The organism is Pseudarcicella hirudinis (assembly GCF_900115665.1).
GTDB classification, from domain to species: domain Bacteria; phylum Bacteroidota; class Bacteroidia; order Cytophagales; family Spirosomataceae; genus Pseudarcicella; species Pseudarcicella hirudinis.
Window position 1 is genome coordinate 145,726 of sequence record NZ_FOXH01000001.1, and the last position, 17,628, is coordinate 163,353.

General features: G+C 39.5%; 12 protein-coding genes. 6 read left to right on the forward strand and 6 right to left on the reverse strand.

The features are described from left to right. The first annotated feature begins 44 nt into the window (after window positions 1-44). Entirely contained in the window at window positions 45-1,250 is a 1,206-nt protein-coding gene (locus BM179_RS00465; RefSeq protein WP_092010497.1) for an MFS transporter, read from the forward strand. A gap of 123 nt (window positions 1,251-1,373) precedes the next feature. Next, a complete protein-coding gene (locus tag BM179_RS00470; protein WP_092010500.1) occupies window positions 1,374-2,960 on the forward strand; it encodes a Na+/H+ antiporter in 1,587 nt (528 codons plus the stop codon). Between the two features lie 71 nt (window positions 2,961-3,031). On the opposite strand, the gene BM179_RS00475 is transcribed toward BM179_RS00470, so the two are convergent. The 5 genes from BM179_RS00475 to uxuA form a co-directional block, all read right to left on the reverse strand. After that, entirely contained in the window at window positions 3,032-3,910 is an 879-nt protein-coding gene (locus BM179_RS00475; RefSeq protein ID WP_092010503.1) for a pirin family protein, read from the reverse strand. Window positions 3,911-3,956: 46 nt separating this feature from the next. Next, a complete protein-coding gene (locus BM179_RS00480; protein ID WP_092010506.1) occupies window positions 3,957-4,235 on the reverse strand; it encodes a GNAT family N-acetyltransferase in 279 nt (92 codons plus the stop codon). A 257-nt stretch (window positions 4,236-4,492) separates the two neighbouring features. Continuing rightward, on the reverse strand, window positions 4,493-5,548 hold the full coding sequence (locus tag BM179_RS00485) for a glycoside hydrolase family 43 protein (protein ID WP_092011930.1): 1,056 nt from the start codon (window positions 5,546-5,548) through the stop codon (window positions 4,493-4,495). A 67-nt stretch (window positions 5,549-5,615) separates the two neighbouring features. Further along, a complete protein-coding gene (locus tag BM179_RS00490; RefSeq protein ID WP_229632868.1) occupies window positions 5,616-6,377 on the reverse strand; it encodes an SDR family NAD(P)-dependent oxidoreductase in 762 nt (253 codons plus the stop codon). A gap of 12 nt (window positions 6,378-6,389) precedes the next feature. Further along, a complete protein-coding gene (uxuA, locus tag BM179_RS25770; protein ID WP_177219263.1) occupies window positions 6,390-9,674 on the reverse strand; it encodes a mannonate dehydratase in 3,285 nt (1,094 codons plus the stop codon). A 308-nt stretch (window positions 9,675-9,982) separates the two neighbouring features. Here uxuA and BM179_RS00500 point away from each other — a divergent pair, with 308 nt between their 5' ends. Beyond that, the gene (locus BM179_RS00500; RefSeq protein ID WP_092010513.1) at window positions 9,983-11,140 is read left to right on the forward strand and encodes a LacI family DNA-binding transcriptional regulator; all 1,158 of its coding nucleotides are present in this window, start codon (window positions 9,983-9,985) and stop codon (window positions 11,138-11,140) included. A gap of 124 nt (window positions 11,141-11,264) precedes the next feature. Further along, on the forward strand, window positions 11,265-11,795 hold the full coding sequence (locus BM179_RS00505) for a DUF4136 domain-containing protein (protein WP_092010516.1): 531 nt from the start codon (window positions 11,265-11,267) through the stop codon (window positions 11,793-11,795). Between the two features lie 17 nt (window positions 11,796-11,812). On the opposite strand, the gene BM179_RS00510 is transcribed toward BM179_RS00505, so the two are convergent. Next, window positions 11,813-12,085, reverse strand: coding sequence for a hypothetical protein (locus BM179_RS00510; protein WP_143095106.1), 273 nt, complete (start codon window positions 12,083-12,085; stop codon window positions 11,813-11,815). 379 nt (window positions 12,086-12,464) lie between these two features. Here BM179_RS00510 and BM179_RS00520 point away from each other — a divergent pair, with 379 nt between their 5' ends. After that, window positions 12,465-13,178, forward strand: coding sequence for a LytR/AlgR family response regulator transcription factor (locus BM179_RS00520; RefSeq protein ID WP_092010525.1), 714 nt, complete (start codon window positions 12,465-12,467; stop codon window positions 13,176-13,178). 214 nt (window positions 13,179-13,392) lie between these two features. Then, window positions 13,393-17,541: a hybrid sensor histidine kinase/response regulator gene (locus tag BM179_RS00525; protein ID WP_092010528.1), complete on the forward strand. Its 4,149-nt coding sequence runs from the start codon at window positions 13,393-13,395 to the stop codon at window positions 17,539-17,541. Window positions 17,542-17,628: the final 87 nt, after the last annotated feature.

A 17,628-nucleotide genomic window follows, 5' to 3' on the forward strand; every position in this document is an offset into this window, starting at 1 on the left:
ATCATCTGATGATCTGATTTATCATTAAAAACACATAAATAATCATGGAAACCATTACAACGAATAAACAAATGGTCCAAAAAACCATTTTTCCCATACTTTTTACGATAAGCTTTACCCACTTATTAAACGACATGTTACAGGCGGTAATTCCATCTGTATATCCTTTACTGAAAAATGAATTCCATCTGACTTTCACGCAGATCGGGTTAATTACTTTTACCTATCAGCTTACGGCATCGATCTTACAACCTTTTGTAGGTTTTTATACCGATAAAAAGCCAAAGCCATTTTCATTGGCTATCGGTATGGGTTTTACATTACTGGGATTGATTTTTCTTTCTATGGCACTCAGCTACGCTACCATCTTGCTGGCTGTGAGTCTGGTAGGAATAGGTTCTTCTATTTTTCATCCGGAATCATCAAGGGTTTCTCACCTGGCATCCGGAGGAAAAAGAGGATTAGCACAATCAATTTTCCAACTGGGAGGTAATGCGGGAAGTGCAATCGGTCCGCTTTTAGCAGCGATCATTGTAATTCCTTACGGACAGTCTAATATTATCTGGTTTGGACTTGTCGCGATTGCCGGAATTCTTATTTTATCTAAAATAGGTTTCTGGTACCGCAAACAGTTGAATTTGAGGGCTGTAGGGAAACAAAGCGCAGAAGAAGTTAAACCCATGTTGTCAAAAAACAGGGTTGTATTTTCATTGATTATTTTGTTATTGCTGATTTTCTCCAAGTACTTCTACATGGCGAGTATGACGAGTTATTATACTTTTTACCTGATTGATAAATTTCATTTATCTGTACAGCAATCTCAGGTTTACTTGTTTATTTTCCTGGCGGCTGTTGCGGCCGGAACCCTTGCAGGTGGGCCATTAGGTGATCGTTTTGGCAGAAAATACATTATCTGGATTTCAATTCTGGGAGTGGCTCCCTTCACATTGGCCTTGCCTTATCTGAATTTGTTCTGGACAGCGGCTTTCTCCATCATGATTGGTTTGATTATTGCCTCCGCTTTTTCCGCAATTCTGGTATATGCCCAGGAGCTTGTTCCGGGTAAAGTAGGAATGATTTCCGGATTGTTTTTCGGACTGGCTTTTGGTATGGGAGGTTTGGGTTCAGCTGTTTTAGGAAAACTGGTAGACCAGACAAGCATCAATTATGTATTTCATTTATGTGCTTTTCTTCCCCTAATCGGCATTATCACAGGGTTTTTACCAAATATAGAGAGTCGTAAAAAATAAACCCGATGGAGGCTGGTCATTTGTAAATTATGCTCTGAAAGGCTGGAATAGATACTTTTTTGCAGATTTTCTCTGAAATTTAGGTATATTGAACATTCATCAAATCTAAATAATCTGTCAGACATGTTAGAGAGTAATCTGCTTATTGTTCTATCCTTGCTTTTCGGAGTTTCTATGCTGACCATGTTGAGCGAGAAGCTTAATATTTCATATCCGATTTTTCTGGTATTGGCAGGACTGGCAATAAGCCTGGTTCCGGGCATACCAACGATCAGTCTCAAACCGGAAATCATATTCATTATATTCCTGCCTCCTTTGCTTTATGAAGCAGCCTGGAATACCTCCTGGAAAGATTTCTGGGGTAACAGAAGTCCGATAGGTTTTCTTGCATTTGGTCTGGTTATTTTTACTGCAATGGCGGTAGCATTGGTAGCACACTACCTGATTCCTGATTTCCCGCTGGCTTTGGGCTTTTTACTGGGAGGAATTGTCTCTCCGCCTGATGCAGTGGCTGCTACAAGTGTTTTGAAAGGCTTAAGAGTTCCTAAAAATATCATGTCCATTCTGGAAGGGGAGAGTCTGGTGAACGATGCCTCCAGTTTAATTGTCTTCCGTTTTGCATTAGCGGCCATGCTGACGGGGCATTTTACACTGATGGAGGCCGGAACGAATTTCCTTACGGTAGCTATACTCGGAATTTTAATCGGACTGGCTATTGCACATCTTGTTTATGCCATTCATCGGTTTTTGCCAACAAATCCCAGCATTGACACTGCTATAAGTCTTATTTCGCCTTATCTGATGTATATTATTGCCGAACATTTCCATTATTCAGGGGTTCTGGCTGTGGTAAGCGGAGGATTGTTTCTGTCTTTCCGGTCGCATGATATTTTTGCTTACGATTCAAGAATCGCCTTATTGAACGTCTGGAGAACACTGGTTTTTATGCTCAATGGTCTGGTGTTTATTCTGATAGGCTTGCAATTGCCTGAAATCATACAGAATCTTGGGTCAATTGCATTTAAAGAGGCATTAGTTTATGGGTTGGTGATTAGCCTGGTAACGATTGCTACCAGAATTATCTGGATTTTTCCTGCGGCATTTCTGTCAAATCTGTTTATCAGAAAATTGATCAAAGATGTGCCGAAACCAACTTGGAAATCTTCTACTGTAATTGCCTGGGCCGGAATGCGTGGAGCTGTTTCATTGGCTTCGGCACTGGCTGTACCACTTACTCTTTCTGAGAACAAGGATTTCCCTTATCGTGATCTGATTTTGTTTATTACTTTCGTAGTGATTCTTATTACCCTGGTTTTTCAGGGTTTAAGTCTTCCCTGGGTAATAAAAATGTTAAAACTGGAAGTTGTTGAAAATCATAAAGAACAGTCGCTGGAAATTAAAGTACGATTGGGGAAAGCTGCCCTTCAGCACCTTGAAAGTAATTACATGCGTGAATGCGAAATGTATGAGGCCTATAACCGGGAAATGGAGCGTTATAAAAAGTTTATAGAACTGGCCAATAAAACATTGGAGGGGACTTTTGCCAAGTCTTCTTACGTCAAAAATGAATATAAACGAATGTTGCTGGAACTGGTGAAAGTGAGAAGAGATGAGCTCTCTGTTATCAGAAAAGAACAGTTTTATGATGATGAATTAGTGAAAAAAGAAGAATATACACTTGATCTGGAAGAGGCAAGATTGAGGAGATAAATCCGGTAATGAGGAGCCTTGTTACAATTCTCCTGCTTCTGTGAACACAGAGCAGGAGAATATCTGAATAATTAATCTTCCAGACGTCCGAATTTACCCTGATTAAAATCAGCGAATGCCTGTTCAAGTTCTTCATGTCTGTTCATCAGAAACGGCCCATAAGCGGCAATCGGTTCATTAATCGGTTCTCCGCTTAAAACCAATAAGGTACTGTCTTCTCTGGCCTGAATATGAATGTTTTCTCCTTCATTTCGAAAAAGGATAAAATGATCAGCCGGTGTCGTATCTGATTCATTCACAAGAACTTCTCCTTCAATTACCAGAATGCCGGTATTAAAATTTTCAGGAAGACTGAATGCCGTTGAATGACCAGCTTTCAATTTAACAATAAACATCTGAATGGGTGTGAATGTAAAAGCAGGTCCTTTGACTCCTTTAAATTCTCCGGCTATTATTTCAACAATTCCCCCATTTTCAGGTAACTCATATTTACCCATCTGTTCGTGGGTAATGCCCTGGTATTTTGGGGTTGACATTTTGTCTTTTGCGGGAAGATTTACCCATAACTGCACCATTTGAAAGGGGCCACCTTTCTTGCTGAAATTTTCAGAATGATATTCTTTATGTAAAATTCCGGCTGCAGCCGTCATCCACTGAACATCTCCTTTGGCAATAATTCCGCTGTTTCCTGCACTATCATGATGTGCTACTTCTCCCTCAAAAGCAATAGTTACTGTTTCAAAACCACGATGCGGGTGTACACCAACCCCTCTGGGGCTTTCTCTTGGAGAAAAGTCGATTTTTGAATTGTAATCCATTAAGAAAAACGGACTCATTCTTTGTTCTCCCATGTTATAACCACCCGGGAAGAAATTATGTACTCTGAAGCCGTCACCAACCATGTGCGGGGCTGGCGGGGCTAATATTTGCTGAACTGGTTTGGTTTTCATGTTTGTTCTAATTTTGAATAATCAGGGATGGAGAAATACCTATATTTTAGTGCGTTGTCTCAATGCTATCCGGATGTCTCTGAATATAGGCTTTGATGTAAGGACATATCGGGATTACTCTTAAATGATTTGATTTTGCATATTCCAATACATATTTTGCCAACGCAGCAGCAATTCCTTTTCCTTCATAAGCTGCGGGTACTTCCGTATGCAGAAAAGCAATTTTATCCTCTCTCAGAGAGTATTCCACGAAAGCTGTGTCCCCATTGTCAAGTGATAATTCAAATCGGTTGTTTTCGGTATTATTGATAATCTGATTATTCATTGTGATGTTTCTAAATATTTAACTGACAGGTCTGTCTGGGCGGTTGTTTCCCGGCCACTTACATTAAAACTATTTTCAGTAAATAACTCCTTTCCTGATTTCTCCGACAAAATACGCTTTTTCATCGTCATCGTTTATATGCTTACAAAAATTCAATTCATATCGTTCCCTTTTGGGGAAGGGTCTGTCGTAAAAAAGGCTGTACATACCTTTCGCATGCACAGCCTTTCATCAAAATTTGATCGGGGAAGATCTGTTTACTTATAAGCATCAATCGTCTGAATACTTCCGTCAGGATTGTATTTCAGCTCTGTTACCTTAACATTTCTCAAATGGGTTTTCCCGGAAATTTCGGTGTCATGATAGAACAGATACCATTTCCCTTTAAATTCTACAATAGAATGGTGGTTTGTCCAGCCCTGAACAGGTTTCAAAATAACACCTTTGTAGGTGAAAGGACCATAAGGATTATCTCCGATCGCATAATTAATGAAATGCGTATCTCCGGTAGAATATGAGAAATAATATCTGCCATTGTATTTGTGTAGCCAGGCCGCCTCAAAAAAACGTTTTGTATTATCTCCGGCAAGCAATGTTTTACCATGTTCATCAAGAATCTTTACATCTTTCGGTTTCTCTGAAAAACTTAGCATATCATTACTGAGTTTTGCAATTTTGGGAGCAAGTGCCTCCTGATTATTTGCCTGTAATGCGCCTTTGGCATCATAAGATCCTTTAGACCATTTCTGAAGCTGTCCGCCCCAGATACCGCCAAAATACATATAAAAGCTTCCGTCTGTATCTTTAAAAACACATGGATCAATACTGAAACTGCCTTTTATCGGATTTTTTTCTGCCCTGAACGGCCCGGCTGGTTTTGTACTGGTAGCGACTCCGATTCTAAAAACATCGTTTTTGTCTTTTAAAGGGAAATACAGATAATATTTGCCGTTTTTATATGCAGCATCCGGAGCCCAAAGCTGTCTGCCTGCCCAGGGAATATCTTTAATGTCAAGTGCGACGCCATGATCTGTCACTTTTCCGCCGATTTTATCAAGTGATAAGATATGATAATCTTTCATAGCAAAATGATCTCCATTATCATTTTCCTTCACTCCCGCCTCAATATCATGAGAAGGATAGATGTAAATTTTTCCTTCGAAAACATGAGCGGAAGGATCCGCTGTATAAATATCCGAAACCAAAGGTTTTGAAATCGGCTGTAATTTTTTTGCTTCCTTGTTTTGGCTGAAAGCAGTCGAAAATCCTCCTAAAAGAATTAATGACAGAGATAATTTCTGGATGGATAACATAATCGGATAGTTAAACAGTTGTTCAGGTTGAAATTGATAAATGCTGGTAAGCTGTTTCGAAATTACACTAAAAACCAATAGAATTTCCGCCATCAACCGGAATAGAAGTTCCTGTAATGAAGGAAGAGGCTTCAGATGCCAGGAATACTGCGGCATAACCTATCTCTGAAGGTTTGCCAAAGCGTCCCATCGGAGTACGGCGCATGGCTCTTGCAATACGATCAGGGTCACCATTCATGGCAGTTTTCATCATAGCGGTTTCAATGAATCCGGGAGCAATTGCATTGATTCTTACATTGGCCGGAGAAAATTCTGAAGCAAGGATTTTAATCATTCCTTCCACACCGGTTTTTGAAGCACCATAAGCTACTACACGGTCTATGCCATAATAGGCTGCCATTGAAGTAATCATGATAATGCTGCCTCTTTCACGCGGAATCATTCGTCTGGCGCATTCTCTGGTTAAAGAGAAAACAGCGTTCAGGTTGGTATGCACAATGTTGTAAAAATCCTCATCACTGACATCCAATGCCGGTTTTTTCATATTTACACCAGCATTATTGACAAGAATATCGATCGCCCCGAATGTATCTTCGATATGCTGAACCAGTGCCGGAAGTTTTCCAAGATCGGTTACATCATTTACCACATAATCCGACTGAGAACCAAGTTCGGTCACAGCGTCTTTTAATGCCTGTTCTCTTCTGCCTGTAATGATTACTTTTGCTCCGTATTCGATAAAGCATTTTGCAATTTCAAAACCGATGCCGCTTCCGCCTCCGGTAATGAGGGCCAGCTTGTTATTTAAAGAAAAAATAGTGTTTTCCACAGGTAATATTGATTAACGTAACTGATAAATTTCTGCTAATTTCTTAACGTCTTCTAAAGATCGCTGAGGTTTCTGATAAGGTGCCGGAATGGGTTTCCGGGCAAACTGCTGAAAATATAATACACAGGCATCTCTCCACCACAGTGCTTCCTTCTGCTGAACTTTTAACTTTCCTGCGACGAATCTGAATAATTCGGGGTCAATATCTTTTTTGACTGAATTCCATTGATTCTGCATGTTTTCAACGGCTGATTCTCCCTGATAATACCGGGAACACAATTCATCCCAAAGTGTTTTTCCTGAAGAAAGCTTATAGTCCCAGGAAACATGATGAAACCAAAGCAGATATTCAGGCGGACAGGTTCCGGCATTTCCCCATTGTTTCCTGATTTCCTTAGCGTACAAGCCTACAGAATTGCTTCCGCTGGCAGAACGGTTGAAACCGATTCCCAGAGAATCAGCTTTATGGTAATAGATTGATGTCCAGTCCGGTCTTGCACTTTTTGATAACCAGGGCATTGGCCCGAAATGGAGGTTATGCCCCATAATGTGGTGTAATCCGAGAGGAGTCATGTAATTAACTGTATTTTCTCTGGATTGAAGCATGATCTGCTTAATCGTCTGTACCGAACCGGGTTGATTGGTAAGGGTCATTCTTGTCCATTCGTCAGCAATTTTTTCAGATGAAAGCGCATAATCCCAGGCCAGTCTTCCAAAGGCATACCAGTTTGCCTGATTCATGGGATGGCCACACCAGTTTCTGTCGGATCCGGTATTTGCTACTCCGGCAATCCCAGTGATTTTATAACCATGAAGAGATCCGTCAATGACTTTTGCGACGGTTGAACCTTTTCCTTCGGCATAAGTATCGGTATCTAAACACTCTTTAAACATGGGAGCGAGGTAAACCCAATGCGTGGCAAATCCGAGGTATTCCTGCGTAATCTGAAATTCCATCATGATTGGTGTTTGCGGCATAGCTCCGAAAAGCGGGTGAAATGGTTCTCTTGGCTGGAAATCTACCGGACCGTTTTTCACCTGTACAATCACATTTTTGTTGAATTGACCATCTAATGGTTTAAAATCCTCATAAGCCTCTTTGGTACGGTCACCATTCGGGTTGGCTTTATAAACGAAGGCTCTCCACATTACAATTCCACCAAAAGGCTCAACAGCTTCTGCCAGCATGTTTGCGCCGTCGGCATGACTGCGTCCATAATCCTGTGGCCCGGGTTCGCCTTCGGAGTTAGCTTTTACCAGAAAACCTCCGAAATCGGGAATAATGCCATAAATTTCCTTCGCTTTCTCTTTCCACCATTTCCGTACTTCAGGATCAAGCGGATCTGATGTAGCTAAACCACCGATATTTTTAGGGGCTGAAAATCTTACAGACAAAAAGACTTTGATGTTATATGGTCTGAAAATATTAGCCAGTTCCTTTACTTTCAACAGATATTCTTCGGTCAGAAATCTGGCGCTTGCATTTACATTGTTTACCACTGTGCCATTGATTCCGATGGAGGCATTGGCTCTGGCATAATCTACATAACGAGGATCTGTATTGTCGGGCAAATCATACCATTTCCAAAGAGATTCTCCCGCATAACCACGCTCAATACTTCCATTGGTATTATCCCAGTGATTTAATATTCTGTGCTGAATTTTTGGACTATCTGATAAATCCAGTTTGTCAAGATTCTGATGCGTTTGAATAGCTCTGAGTAATGTAAATGCCCCGTAAAGCAGACCTTTTTCTGTTCTCGAGGAAATAATTGTCTGACCGTTTTTCCGGAAAAGATGATAGGCTTCCTCATCAGGCGTTTCATTTTTATCAATTTTCAGGATAATTCCGGGCTTTTGTACATTCGCCTGTCTGGTAATTGCGGGGGAATTTCCTAAAAGCCCTTTTAGTCCCTTTTCCAGTTCTGCGACAGTTACTTTCATCATCGGAGAATCGGAAGAGGTGCTGATGAACGTAAATGATCTGGCATAATCAGCTCTCAGTTTTACATCCTGAATCAGGTCGTATTTTAACCAGAGTCTGTAGCCATCATCTGCCAGTGCAGGAAGGAAAGAGCAGAATATCAGTAAGATAGTCTGAAGACTTCGCAGTACAGCCATTTCCACTCCCCGTAATTCAGCCAGCCCTTTTAAGCGTCCGATAATAGAATAACCGGGATAAGTTTTTTTCTGTAAATCATCCAGCATTTGGTGTCCGTGATCAGGCCTCATCGGGATGTCAATATCTGTTCTTCCTGCTGAAACTCTTTTTTTCCCTTCAATACTGAGGGCTTTGATTACTTCATACATATCTACATCTCCGGTAAGATGATCTGCTTCATGGAAATTTCTCGGATCTTCTTCTCTTTTTGTAGCCCTCAGGTGTACGAAATGGATTTTGTCACCCAATCTTGAAACAATTCCGGCCAGATCATTGTCCGGCCTTACGCCGAGTGATCCTGTGCAAAAAGTAATTCCGTTTGCAACAGAATCGTAGGCCTGAGTCAGTTGTATTAAATCTGCCTCGGTGCTGACTACACGAGGCAAACCCAGCAATGATTTAGGCGGGTCGTCGGGATGAATGCAAAGTTTTATGCCAAGTTCTTCTGCTGCAGGTCCGATTGCTCTGAGGAAATAATAAAGATTTTCACGAAGTTTCTGGTCATCAATTTCTTTGTAATTATCCAGTAATTGCTGAAATGAAGATAATTCAAAAGCTTCTTCCGAACCGGGCAAACCTAATAACACCGTATTGGTTAATTTTTCCAGTTCAGTTTTATCCATCGCCCTGAATCGTTTCTCAGCATTTTCGATGGTTTTTTCATCATAATCCGATTTTGCGGCAGGTCGTTTCAGAATAAACAGGTCGAACAAAGCAAAATCTTCCCAGACAAATCTCAGCGCTTTTGAACCATCCGGCATTGTATAATTCAGATCGGTACGGGACCAGTCAAGCACAGGCATGAAATTGTAACAAACGGTATAGATATTGTTTGCTGCCAGATTTCTCAGAGATTCGATATAGTTCCGGATATATTGTTCTCTGGAAGGCAGACCTTTCTTGATATCTTCGTGAACAGGAAGGCTTTCAACCACTACCCAATGTAATGGAGAGAATGTTTGATTTTGCTCTTCGATAATTTGTTTCCTTTCCAGAACCGCTTCAGAAGTCCAGACTTCACCCACCGGAATCTGGTGTAATGCCGATACAATCCCCGAGCATCCAGCCTGACGAATATCCATCAGTGAAACCGAATCCTGAGGGCCAAACCACCGCATTGTTTGAATAAATGACATTTCCTGTTTATTTAAAATATGCAAAAACGCTAAGAAATTCTTTCATATCTGTAAAAGTATAATCTCCTTTTACTTCGAATTCAAGGCGATGATAATTAGTTTTTAGGCTTAAATACAAATTGAATAATTAAAATTTTTCTGATTTTTCTACTAAAAATATCGTAATCCTTTGCGGTATCGTTACCGATAGGTATCTTTAACAAACACATATTTTCAGAAAACCTTTTTTTAGTCTGAAATACGAATCCTAATATTCTAACAGAAGGAATAGTCCGAAGATTGTTATCTGAGAAAAGTTATATTTATGTATGGTTGTTTGTCCTAAATGTGATAAGTCTGATTTTATTCAGCTGGCCGGGTTTGTAAGAGGCCGGCAGCGATTTTATTGTAAATCCTGTGCCTATCATTTTATTACGGAGCATTCCGACCGGAAATCCAGAAAGAAAAATCAGGTAACGATTATTGACATTGCCGAACGACTTGGGGTTTCGGCCTCAACCGTTTCAAGGGCGCTTTCCGGTAAGTCAGATATTAGTGAGGTTACCAGACAGGAGATTTTAAAGACAGCCCGAGAGATGGATTACCAGCCCAATTTACTGGCGCAGGGATTAATTCTGAGTGAAACGCATACCATCGGAGTGATCATTCCAAATATCGAAAGGCCTTTTTTTGCTTCTGTAGTCAGTGGTATTCAGCAGGTTGCCTCTGAGGCAGGTTACAGAGTAATGATCTGTCAGTCAAACGAGTCGCATCAGACAGAAGTAGCAAATGTGCAGGCACTTGTTGCCAGCAGAGTAGATGGTTTACTGATTTGTCATTCTATCCGGACAGAAACGTTTGATCATATCAAACTTCAGCACAGAAAAGGTATTCCTATCATTCATTTTGACAGGGTTTGTAATGAAATTGATACACCGAAAGTGCTTCTTGATAATGAAGGCGGAGCCTTTCTGGCGGTCGAACATTTGCTTAATCAGGGTTGCAAAAATATTGCCTGTCTGGCTGGACCGGAGAACCTTATTATCAGCCAGGAAAGGGAGTCCGGGTATCTTAAAGCGCTTCAAAAATATGATATTTCTGTCCGGTCTGAATTAATGATCAGAGGAGATTTCAGTACTGCACATGCCAGTGAGGGCATAGAAAGATTACTTTCTTTGCCTCAAAAACCCGATGGTATTTTCTGTATGCACTATAAAAATGCGATAGAAATAATGGTAAAATTAAAAGAAAGAGGAATTAAAGTACCGGAGGATATTTGTATTGTAGGTTTTGGAGATGAATCATTGACTGCTATGATTGAGCCAAGTCTTACAACCATTCACCAGAACCCCTATCTGGTCGGACAAAAAGCTGCTTCTTTATTTTTGGAAAAAATGACTGGCTCTGAAGAATCTCAGATCTCCAAAACCGTTATTGTTGCAGGCGAATTAATTGTGAGAGACTCTTCTTCCAGAAATAAAGTTTAGTATAATCTTCTTAAATCAGGATATTTACAGGGTTTTTTGAAAGAAATTTAATGTGAGTGGAACCTGGTTTTTATGTAATTTGCTGTAGGAATCTGAACGTATCATACATAAACTAAATCTGATTATGAAAATTATAGCATCACTTATCATCCTGGGAATACTGACTTCCTGCTCGCCTTATCGTATCGTTAATAATCATGTTGACAAAGAGGTTGATTTTAAAAATTACAAAACATTTAGTTTTACGACAGATATTGAAGTTCAGGGACTTACCAGAGATATTAAAAATTCCAGTACAATTAATGAAATAAAGAGAGCCATTTCCTCGGAACTGAAAAGCAGGGGATACCATCCGGATTTGAAATCCGATTTGCTGGTTAACATTGGCCTGGTGGTACAGGAAAAAATTCAGACCCGTGAAACAAATTTCAGAGATGCACCACGTTATGTGGGTCAGCGAAGATATTCCTGGAAAAGTGAAACGGTAGAAGTGGGCAGATACAAAGAAGGCACTTTGTCTGTGGATTTAGTTGATGTCAAACAAAATCGTCTGGTCTGGGAAGCAGCTGTTACAACAGTTTTGGATAAAGACAGCCACAGACCGGAAAATGTGGACAAAGCTGTCAGGGCACTTTTTCGGAAATTTCCTGAATAAACTCCGGTACATAAGCCTTATCTGATATTCCTGACATTATTCATAAGATCCTGTGCAAATTTGATATAACCAGGGTCTATGTCAATTTTCCCGTTAATTATCTTATAAAAATAATCTACGCTCGAAATATTAAATTGTTTCATAAAATGATCTCTGAAACGACCGGACCTGTATCGGGCATTTCTTCCTTTTTTGAGTGATTTCCATTGAGCTGTGAGCAATGGGGGGACTTTCGCTTTTTCAATCATAAACCTTTTTCTGAAATTTCTCTCTGCAAATCTGCAAAGCATTTTTGGGATTTTGATTCTGGTTAGCAGAATTTAGCACATTTTTTGCGGATTTTTGCAGTTTTAGCCCCTTGAAATTACCGGATAAATGATGCGGAATCCCTTTGAAATGGTATGGCACTGATGGGTAAATAAGTAAGAAAGAGTACTTTAAACCATGAAAGGGAGCTTTAGTAATTTTTTTGGATGCCGGATTGTTATGTGAAATCAGGAATATCTTTATCGTACGGCCTTGCATTATCAAAGTGTTTAAGCGAAATTTATCATTGCTTTAACAGAGAAAACAGAACTTAAAAAGTATTTAAAACACAAAACCGGAGTTTTTCCGGAATATACTTACCTCAATTTGTTTGATGCATTAATTGTACCCTGAATCCTGTTTATGATAAATAATACAATCCGATATATTGCTGTTGACGATAATGCACTGGATTTACTTGCCGTTACGGAATATGCAAAGCAATTCAATTTTTTACATTGTCTGGGAAATTTTTCAAATCCGGGAGATGGTTTTACGGCCTTGCAGGATCTGAAACCGGATCTTGTCTTTTTGGATATAGAAATGCCCGGAATGAGTGGTATGGATGTTTTAAGGGCTTTGAAAAAGGATGCCCCGATGGCGGTTTTTATTACTTCTCATCCTGAATATGCCCTTGAAGGTTTTGAGCTTTCAGCATTGGATTATATTCTTAAACCGCTTACGCAGGAACGTTTCGGACAGACGATTGTCCGGGTACAGGAATTTCATGATACCAGACAAAGGGCTGAAGCATATCAGGTACATTTTGAGCAGGAGTCACTTTCTGTAAAAGAAGGATACAATCATATCCGTATTTTGCAGAATGATATTGTTTATCTGGAAGCCATGCAGGATTATACCAAAATTGTTACCTCTGCCAAAAACTATATGACGCTGACACCGCTTTCTGGTTTTATGGAGCGTTTACCTGCCTCGCGTTTTGTTCGTATTCATCGTAGTTATGCGGTTTCATTAAGCAAGGTCAGAGAGATTCGGAATGGAGAGATTATTGGCGATAATTTCACTTTACCGGTAGGGAAAACCTATAGACCGGCGGTGTCCCAATTGAAATTTTAGGTTAAATTATAAGTCGGTTTTAATCTATATCTGATAACCAGATTTATTTTTTTTATATTTGTAATTGGTACAATTTTTGCTAATTTTTGAAAAATCCGTGTTCACAGACGAGCGTTATTGAAGTATTTTCAGAAATAATAAATGCTGTAATTCAGAGATGAATTCTATCGTATTTCTGATATAATCGGCTTGTGGACTATTCCGCCAAACTTTTATGAAATATAAAATCTTACTGATATTCTGCCTGTATTTCACGTTAAACTCCATTTCTTCTGCAGACTGGCGAAAACCTTTCTTCCGGAGGATTTCCACTACCGAAGGACTTTCTCAAAGCCATGTGAGTGCTATTCTGAAAGATAGCAAGGGTTTTATGTGGTTTGGAACAGATGAAGGGCTTAATAAATTTGATGGTTACAGATTCTCTTTTTTCAAACACTATCCTGATAATCCTTCCAGTATTGATGATAATATCGTTTTTGATATTCTGGAAGATTATGATAAGAACCTCTGGGTTGGTACAAACAATGGATTGAATAAATTTGACCGTAAAAAGAATGCATTTTCTCATTTTTTTAAGGAAGATATGCATTTGAATGTTCGGGATATTTTTCAGGACAGCAAACATCGTATGTGGCTTGGGACTTCTTCCGGCCTGTTTTTACTTGACCTTAAAAAAGGTTCGTATACCCAGTTCAGGCATGAACAGAATAACCGGAACAGCCTCAGTAATGACTTCATTTTCAAGATTATTGAAGACAAATCCGGTGATTTATGGATCGCTACCAAAAACGGATTAGATCGGTTTAATCCTGAAAAAAAGACTTTTCTAAAGTATTTCCATGATGCTAAAAAGGTCAACAGCCTTGAAACAAACTGGATAAAAGTTGTTTACAGAGATCATTCAGATAATATTTGGATAGGCATGCTGGGCGGGGGAATTGCGAAATATAATCCTGTCAATAATACGTTTAAAAGTTTTAAACATAATCCGCAAAAAGCAAACAGCCTCGCTCACAATGATATTTTGTCCATTCTGGAAGACCGGAACGGAAGACTTTGGGTAGGTACTGAAAATGGTGGAATCAGTATTTATAACGAAAAGGAGGACAGATTTACAACGGTTGCCTATGACCCCAATGATAATAACAGCCTGAGTAATAATTCAATATACAGTCTTTATGAAGACAATATCGGGAATATGTGGGTTGGCACCTGGTCGGGTGGGGTTAACTTCCTGCCAAAATTCGGGAATAAGTTTACCTTGTATAAAAGTATACTGAATCAGAATGGTCTCAATAATAACATCGTATTGTCTGTCGCAGGGGATTCGGATGGCAATATCTGGATTGGCACAGACGGAGGCGGCCTGAACTTTTTCAATAGAAAAGACCATAGTTTTTCTGCGATCAGAAATCAATCCGGAAATAAAAACAGCCCAAATACGGATTATATTATTTCCGTTCTGGAAGTTGAGAAAGATTTACTGGCTTTGGGTTTTCACAGAGGTGGTTTTGATTTATATAACCGGAAAACAGGTGTTTTTGTACATCATTTACCCATTCTGAATAATTCAAACAGCCTATCTGCACCAAGTGTAAATACCATTATTAAGGATAAAGACCTTAATTTATGGATAGGTACCTGGGCCGGCGGCTTGAATTTTTATGATCGTAAAGCTGACAAGTTTACCCAGTATTTACATGACCCTAATAATTCGAATAGTTTATGTGATAACTTTATTAATATCCTTTGGGAAGACTCTGACGGTACAGTCTGGATAGGTACTGATAATGGGTTGGATGCTTTTAACAGAACATCGGGTAAATTCACGCATTTTAAACATAATCCAAAAGACCCGACCAGTATACGGAATAATAATATTCTTACTATTATGGGTGCGGATAAGGGAAAAATATGGATCGGAACGGGCGGTGGGCTTTGTTTGCTGGATAAGAAAACCAAAAGTTTTAAGGTTGTTACCGAAAAAGACGGCTTGCCTAATAATGTGATCAATGGTATTCTGAAGGACTCAAAAGGATGTCTTTGGATCAGTACCAATAAGGGTGTTGCGAAATATGATCCTCAGACCAATATATTCAGAAACTATACTATTGCTGACGGTTTACAGGGGAATGAGTTTAAAGCAAAGTCTGCATTTCAGGCAAAGGATGGACAGATGTTTTTTGGTGGCCCCAACGGTCTGAATTCATTCTATCCTGATAGTATCAGAGACAATGATTTTATACCTCCGGTTTATATTACTGATTTTCAGATTTTCAATAAATCTGTTTTTGTAGGAGACAAAGATTCCCCTTTGAATAATGAAATCAGTGAAACCACAGAGATCAGACTTGATCATAAGCAATCTGTTTTTTCATTTGAGTTCGCTGCGTTAAATTATACGCTTTCAAGAAAGAATCAGTATTCCTATAAACTGGAAGGCTTTGATAAAGAGTGGAACCTGGTTGGAAACAGAAGAATTGCAACTTATACCAATCTAGACCCCGGAACCTATACTTTCAGGGTAAAAGGCTCAAATAATGATGGGATCTGGAATGAAGAAGGAACTTCTGTAAGGGTTATTATTTTGCCGCCTTTCTGGTTGACCTGGTGGTTTAAATTGCTGATTGCCTTGTTAATTCTCGGAGGAGCATTAGGTTTTTATAAGTATAGAATCGGCCGGATTAATAAACAAAAGATCCTTCTGGAAAAAGAAGTAGAAGTTAGAACAGCGCAGTTGCTGCAGGCTACAAAAGAGGAAAAAAAGGCCCGCAAGGAGGCGGAACATGCCAATAAAGCCAAAAGTGTGTTCCTTGCGACAATGAGTCATGAGATTCGTACGCCTTTGAATGGTATTATCGGGATGACTTCTTTATTAGAGGAAACAACTCTGAATGAAGAGCAAAGAGGTTATACGCATACTATTCATGCCTGCGGAGAGGATTTACTGACAGTTATCAATGATATCCTCGATTTTTCTAAGATTGAATCCGGTAAAATGGATCTTGAAGAAAAAGACTTTGACCTGAGAACCTGCGTGGAAGAGGTATTGGATGTTTTTGCCGCTAAAGTGGCAGAATTAAACCTTGACTTGCTGTATCAGATAGAATTTGATGTACCTCTTCAAATTGTCGGAGACGGATTGAGATTAAGGCAGGTTCTGATGAATCTGATTGGAAATGCCATCAAATTTACCCAAAAAGGAGAAATTTTTGTGAGGATTTATCTGCTCAGCAAGGACGATGACAGTCGTTCTGTAGAGCTGGGTTTTCAGGTGAGAGATACCGGAATAGGAATACCGGAGGATAAAATTGATCGCTTGTTTGTTGCTTTTTCTCAGGTAGATTCTTCTACAACACGTAAGTACGGCGGTACTGGTCTTGGATTAGTAATTAGTGAAAAACTGGTAAATCTGATGGGAGGAACTATAGGTGTGAATAGTGAATTGGGTAAAGGAACGGTGTTCACCTTCACCATTCATACTAAAATCAGTCAGTCGGTGCTTCCTGCTGTATCATATAATCTGGAAAGCCTGAAAGGTAAAAAAGTACTTGTGGTAGATGATAATGCAACGAATCTTAGTATTTTAAAAGGCCAGCTTGAGTTATGGGAAATGATCCCGACTTTAACTTCTTCAGGCAATGCGGCGATGGCAGAAATAGAGAAAGGTGTGCATTATGACATGGTAATTACAGATATGCAAATGCCTGAAATGGATGGTGTAGGTCTTGCTTTAGCCATTAGAAAAACACACCAGGATTTGCCGATCTTGTTATTGAGTTCAATATCTCATGATTATCATAAAGGTTACACAGAACTGTTTTGTGCTGTTTTGACAAAACCTGTTAAGCAGCATTTCCTTTTGAGGAATATTTTGCAGGAACTTACTAAAAATGACCAGCCTATTGCTGTAGAGAAACCTGCTGAATTAAAAGCCCAGAAACTTTCGAGTGATTTTGCCGGGAAGTATCCGATGATTATTCTGGTTGCGGAGGATAATCTGATGAATCAGCGGCTTGCATTGAAAGTATTAAGCAAGCTGGGATATGAAGCGGATCTGGCAGAAAATGGTAAAGAAGTGCTGGAAGCAAGTGCCAAAAGGGAATATGACCTGATTTTTATGGATTTGCAAATGCCTGAAATGGATGGTCTGGAAGCAACAAGATTAATCAGAAAAGAAGTGAGTGCTCATCAGCCTGTCATTGTTGCCATGACGGCCAATATGTTACAGGATAGCCAGGAAGACTGTTTTGAGGCTGGAATGGACGACTATATCAGTAAGCCTATTCATCTCGATTTGTTGGTGAGCCTGTTGGAGAAATGGGGAAAGAATATTCTGAAAAAGAAGCAATCTGTATTGTAAATTATATCTGAAAACCTTCCTGAATATTAATCGGGAAGGTTTTCAGGCTTTTTCTAAGAGTAGAATAAAATATGTTTTCATGTGTAA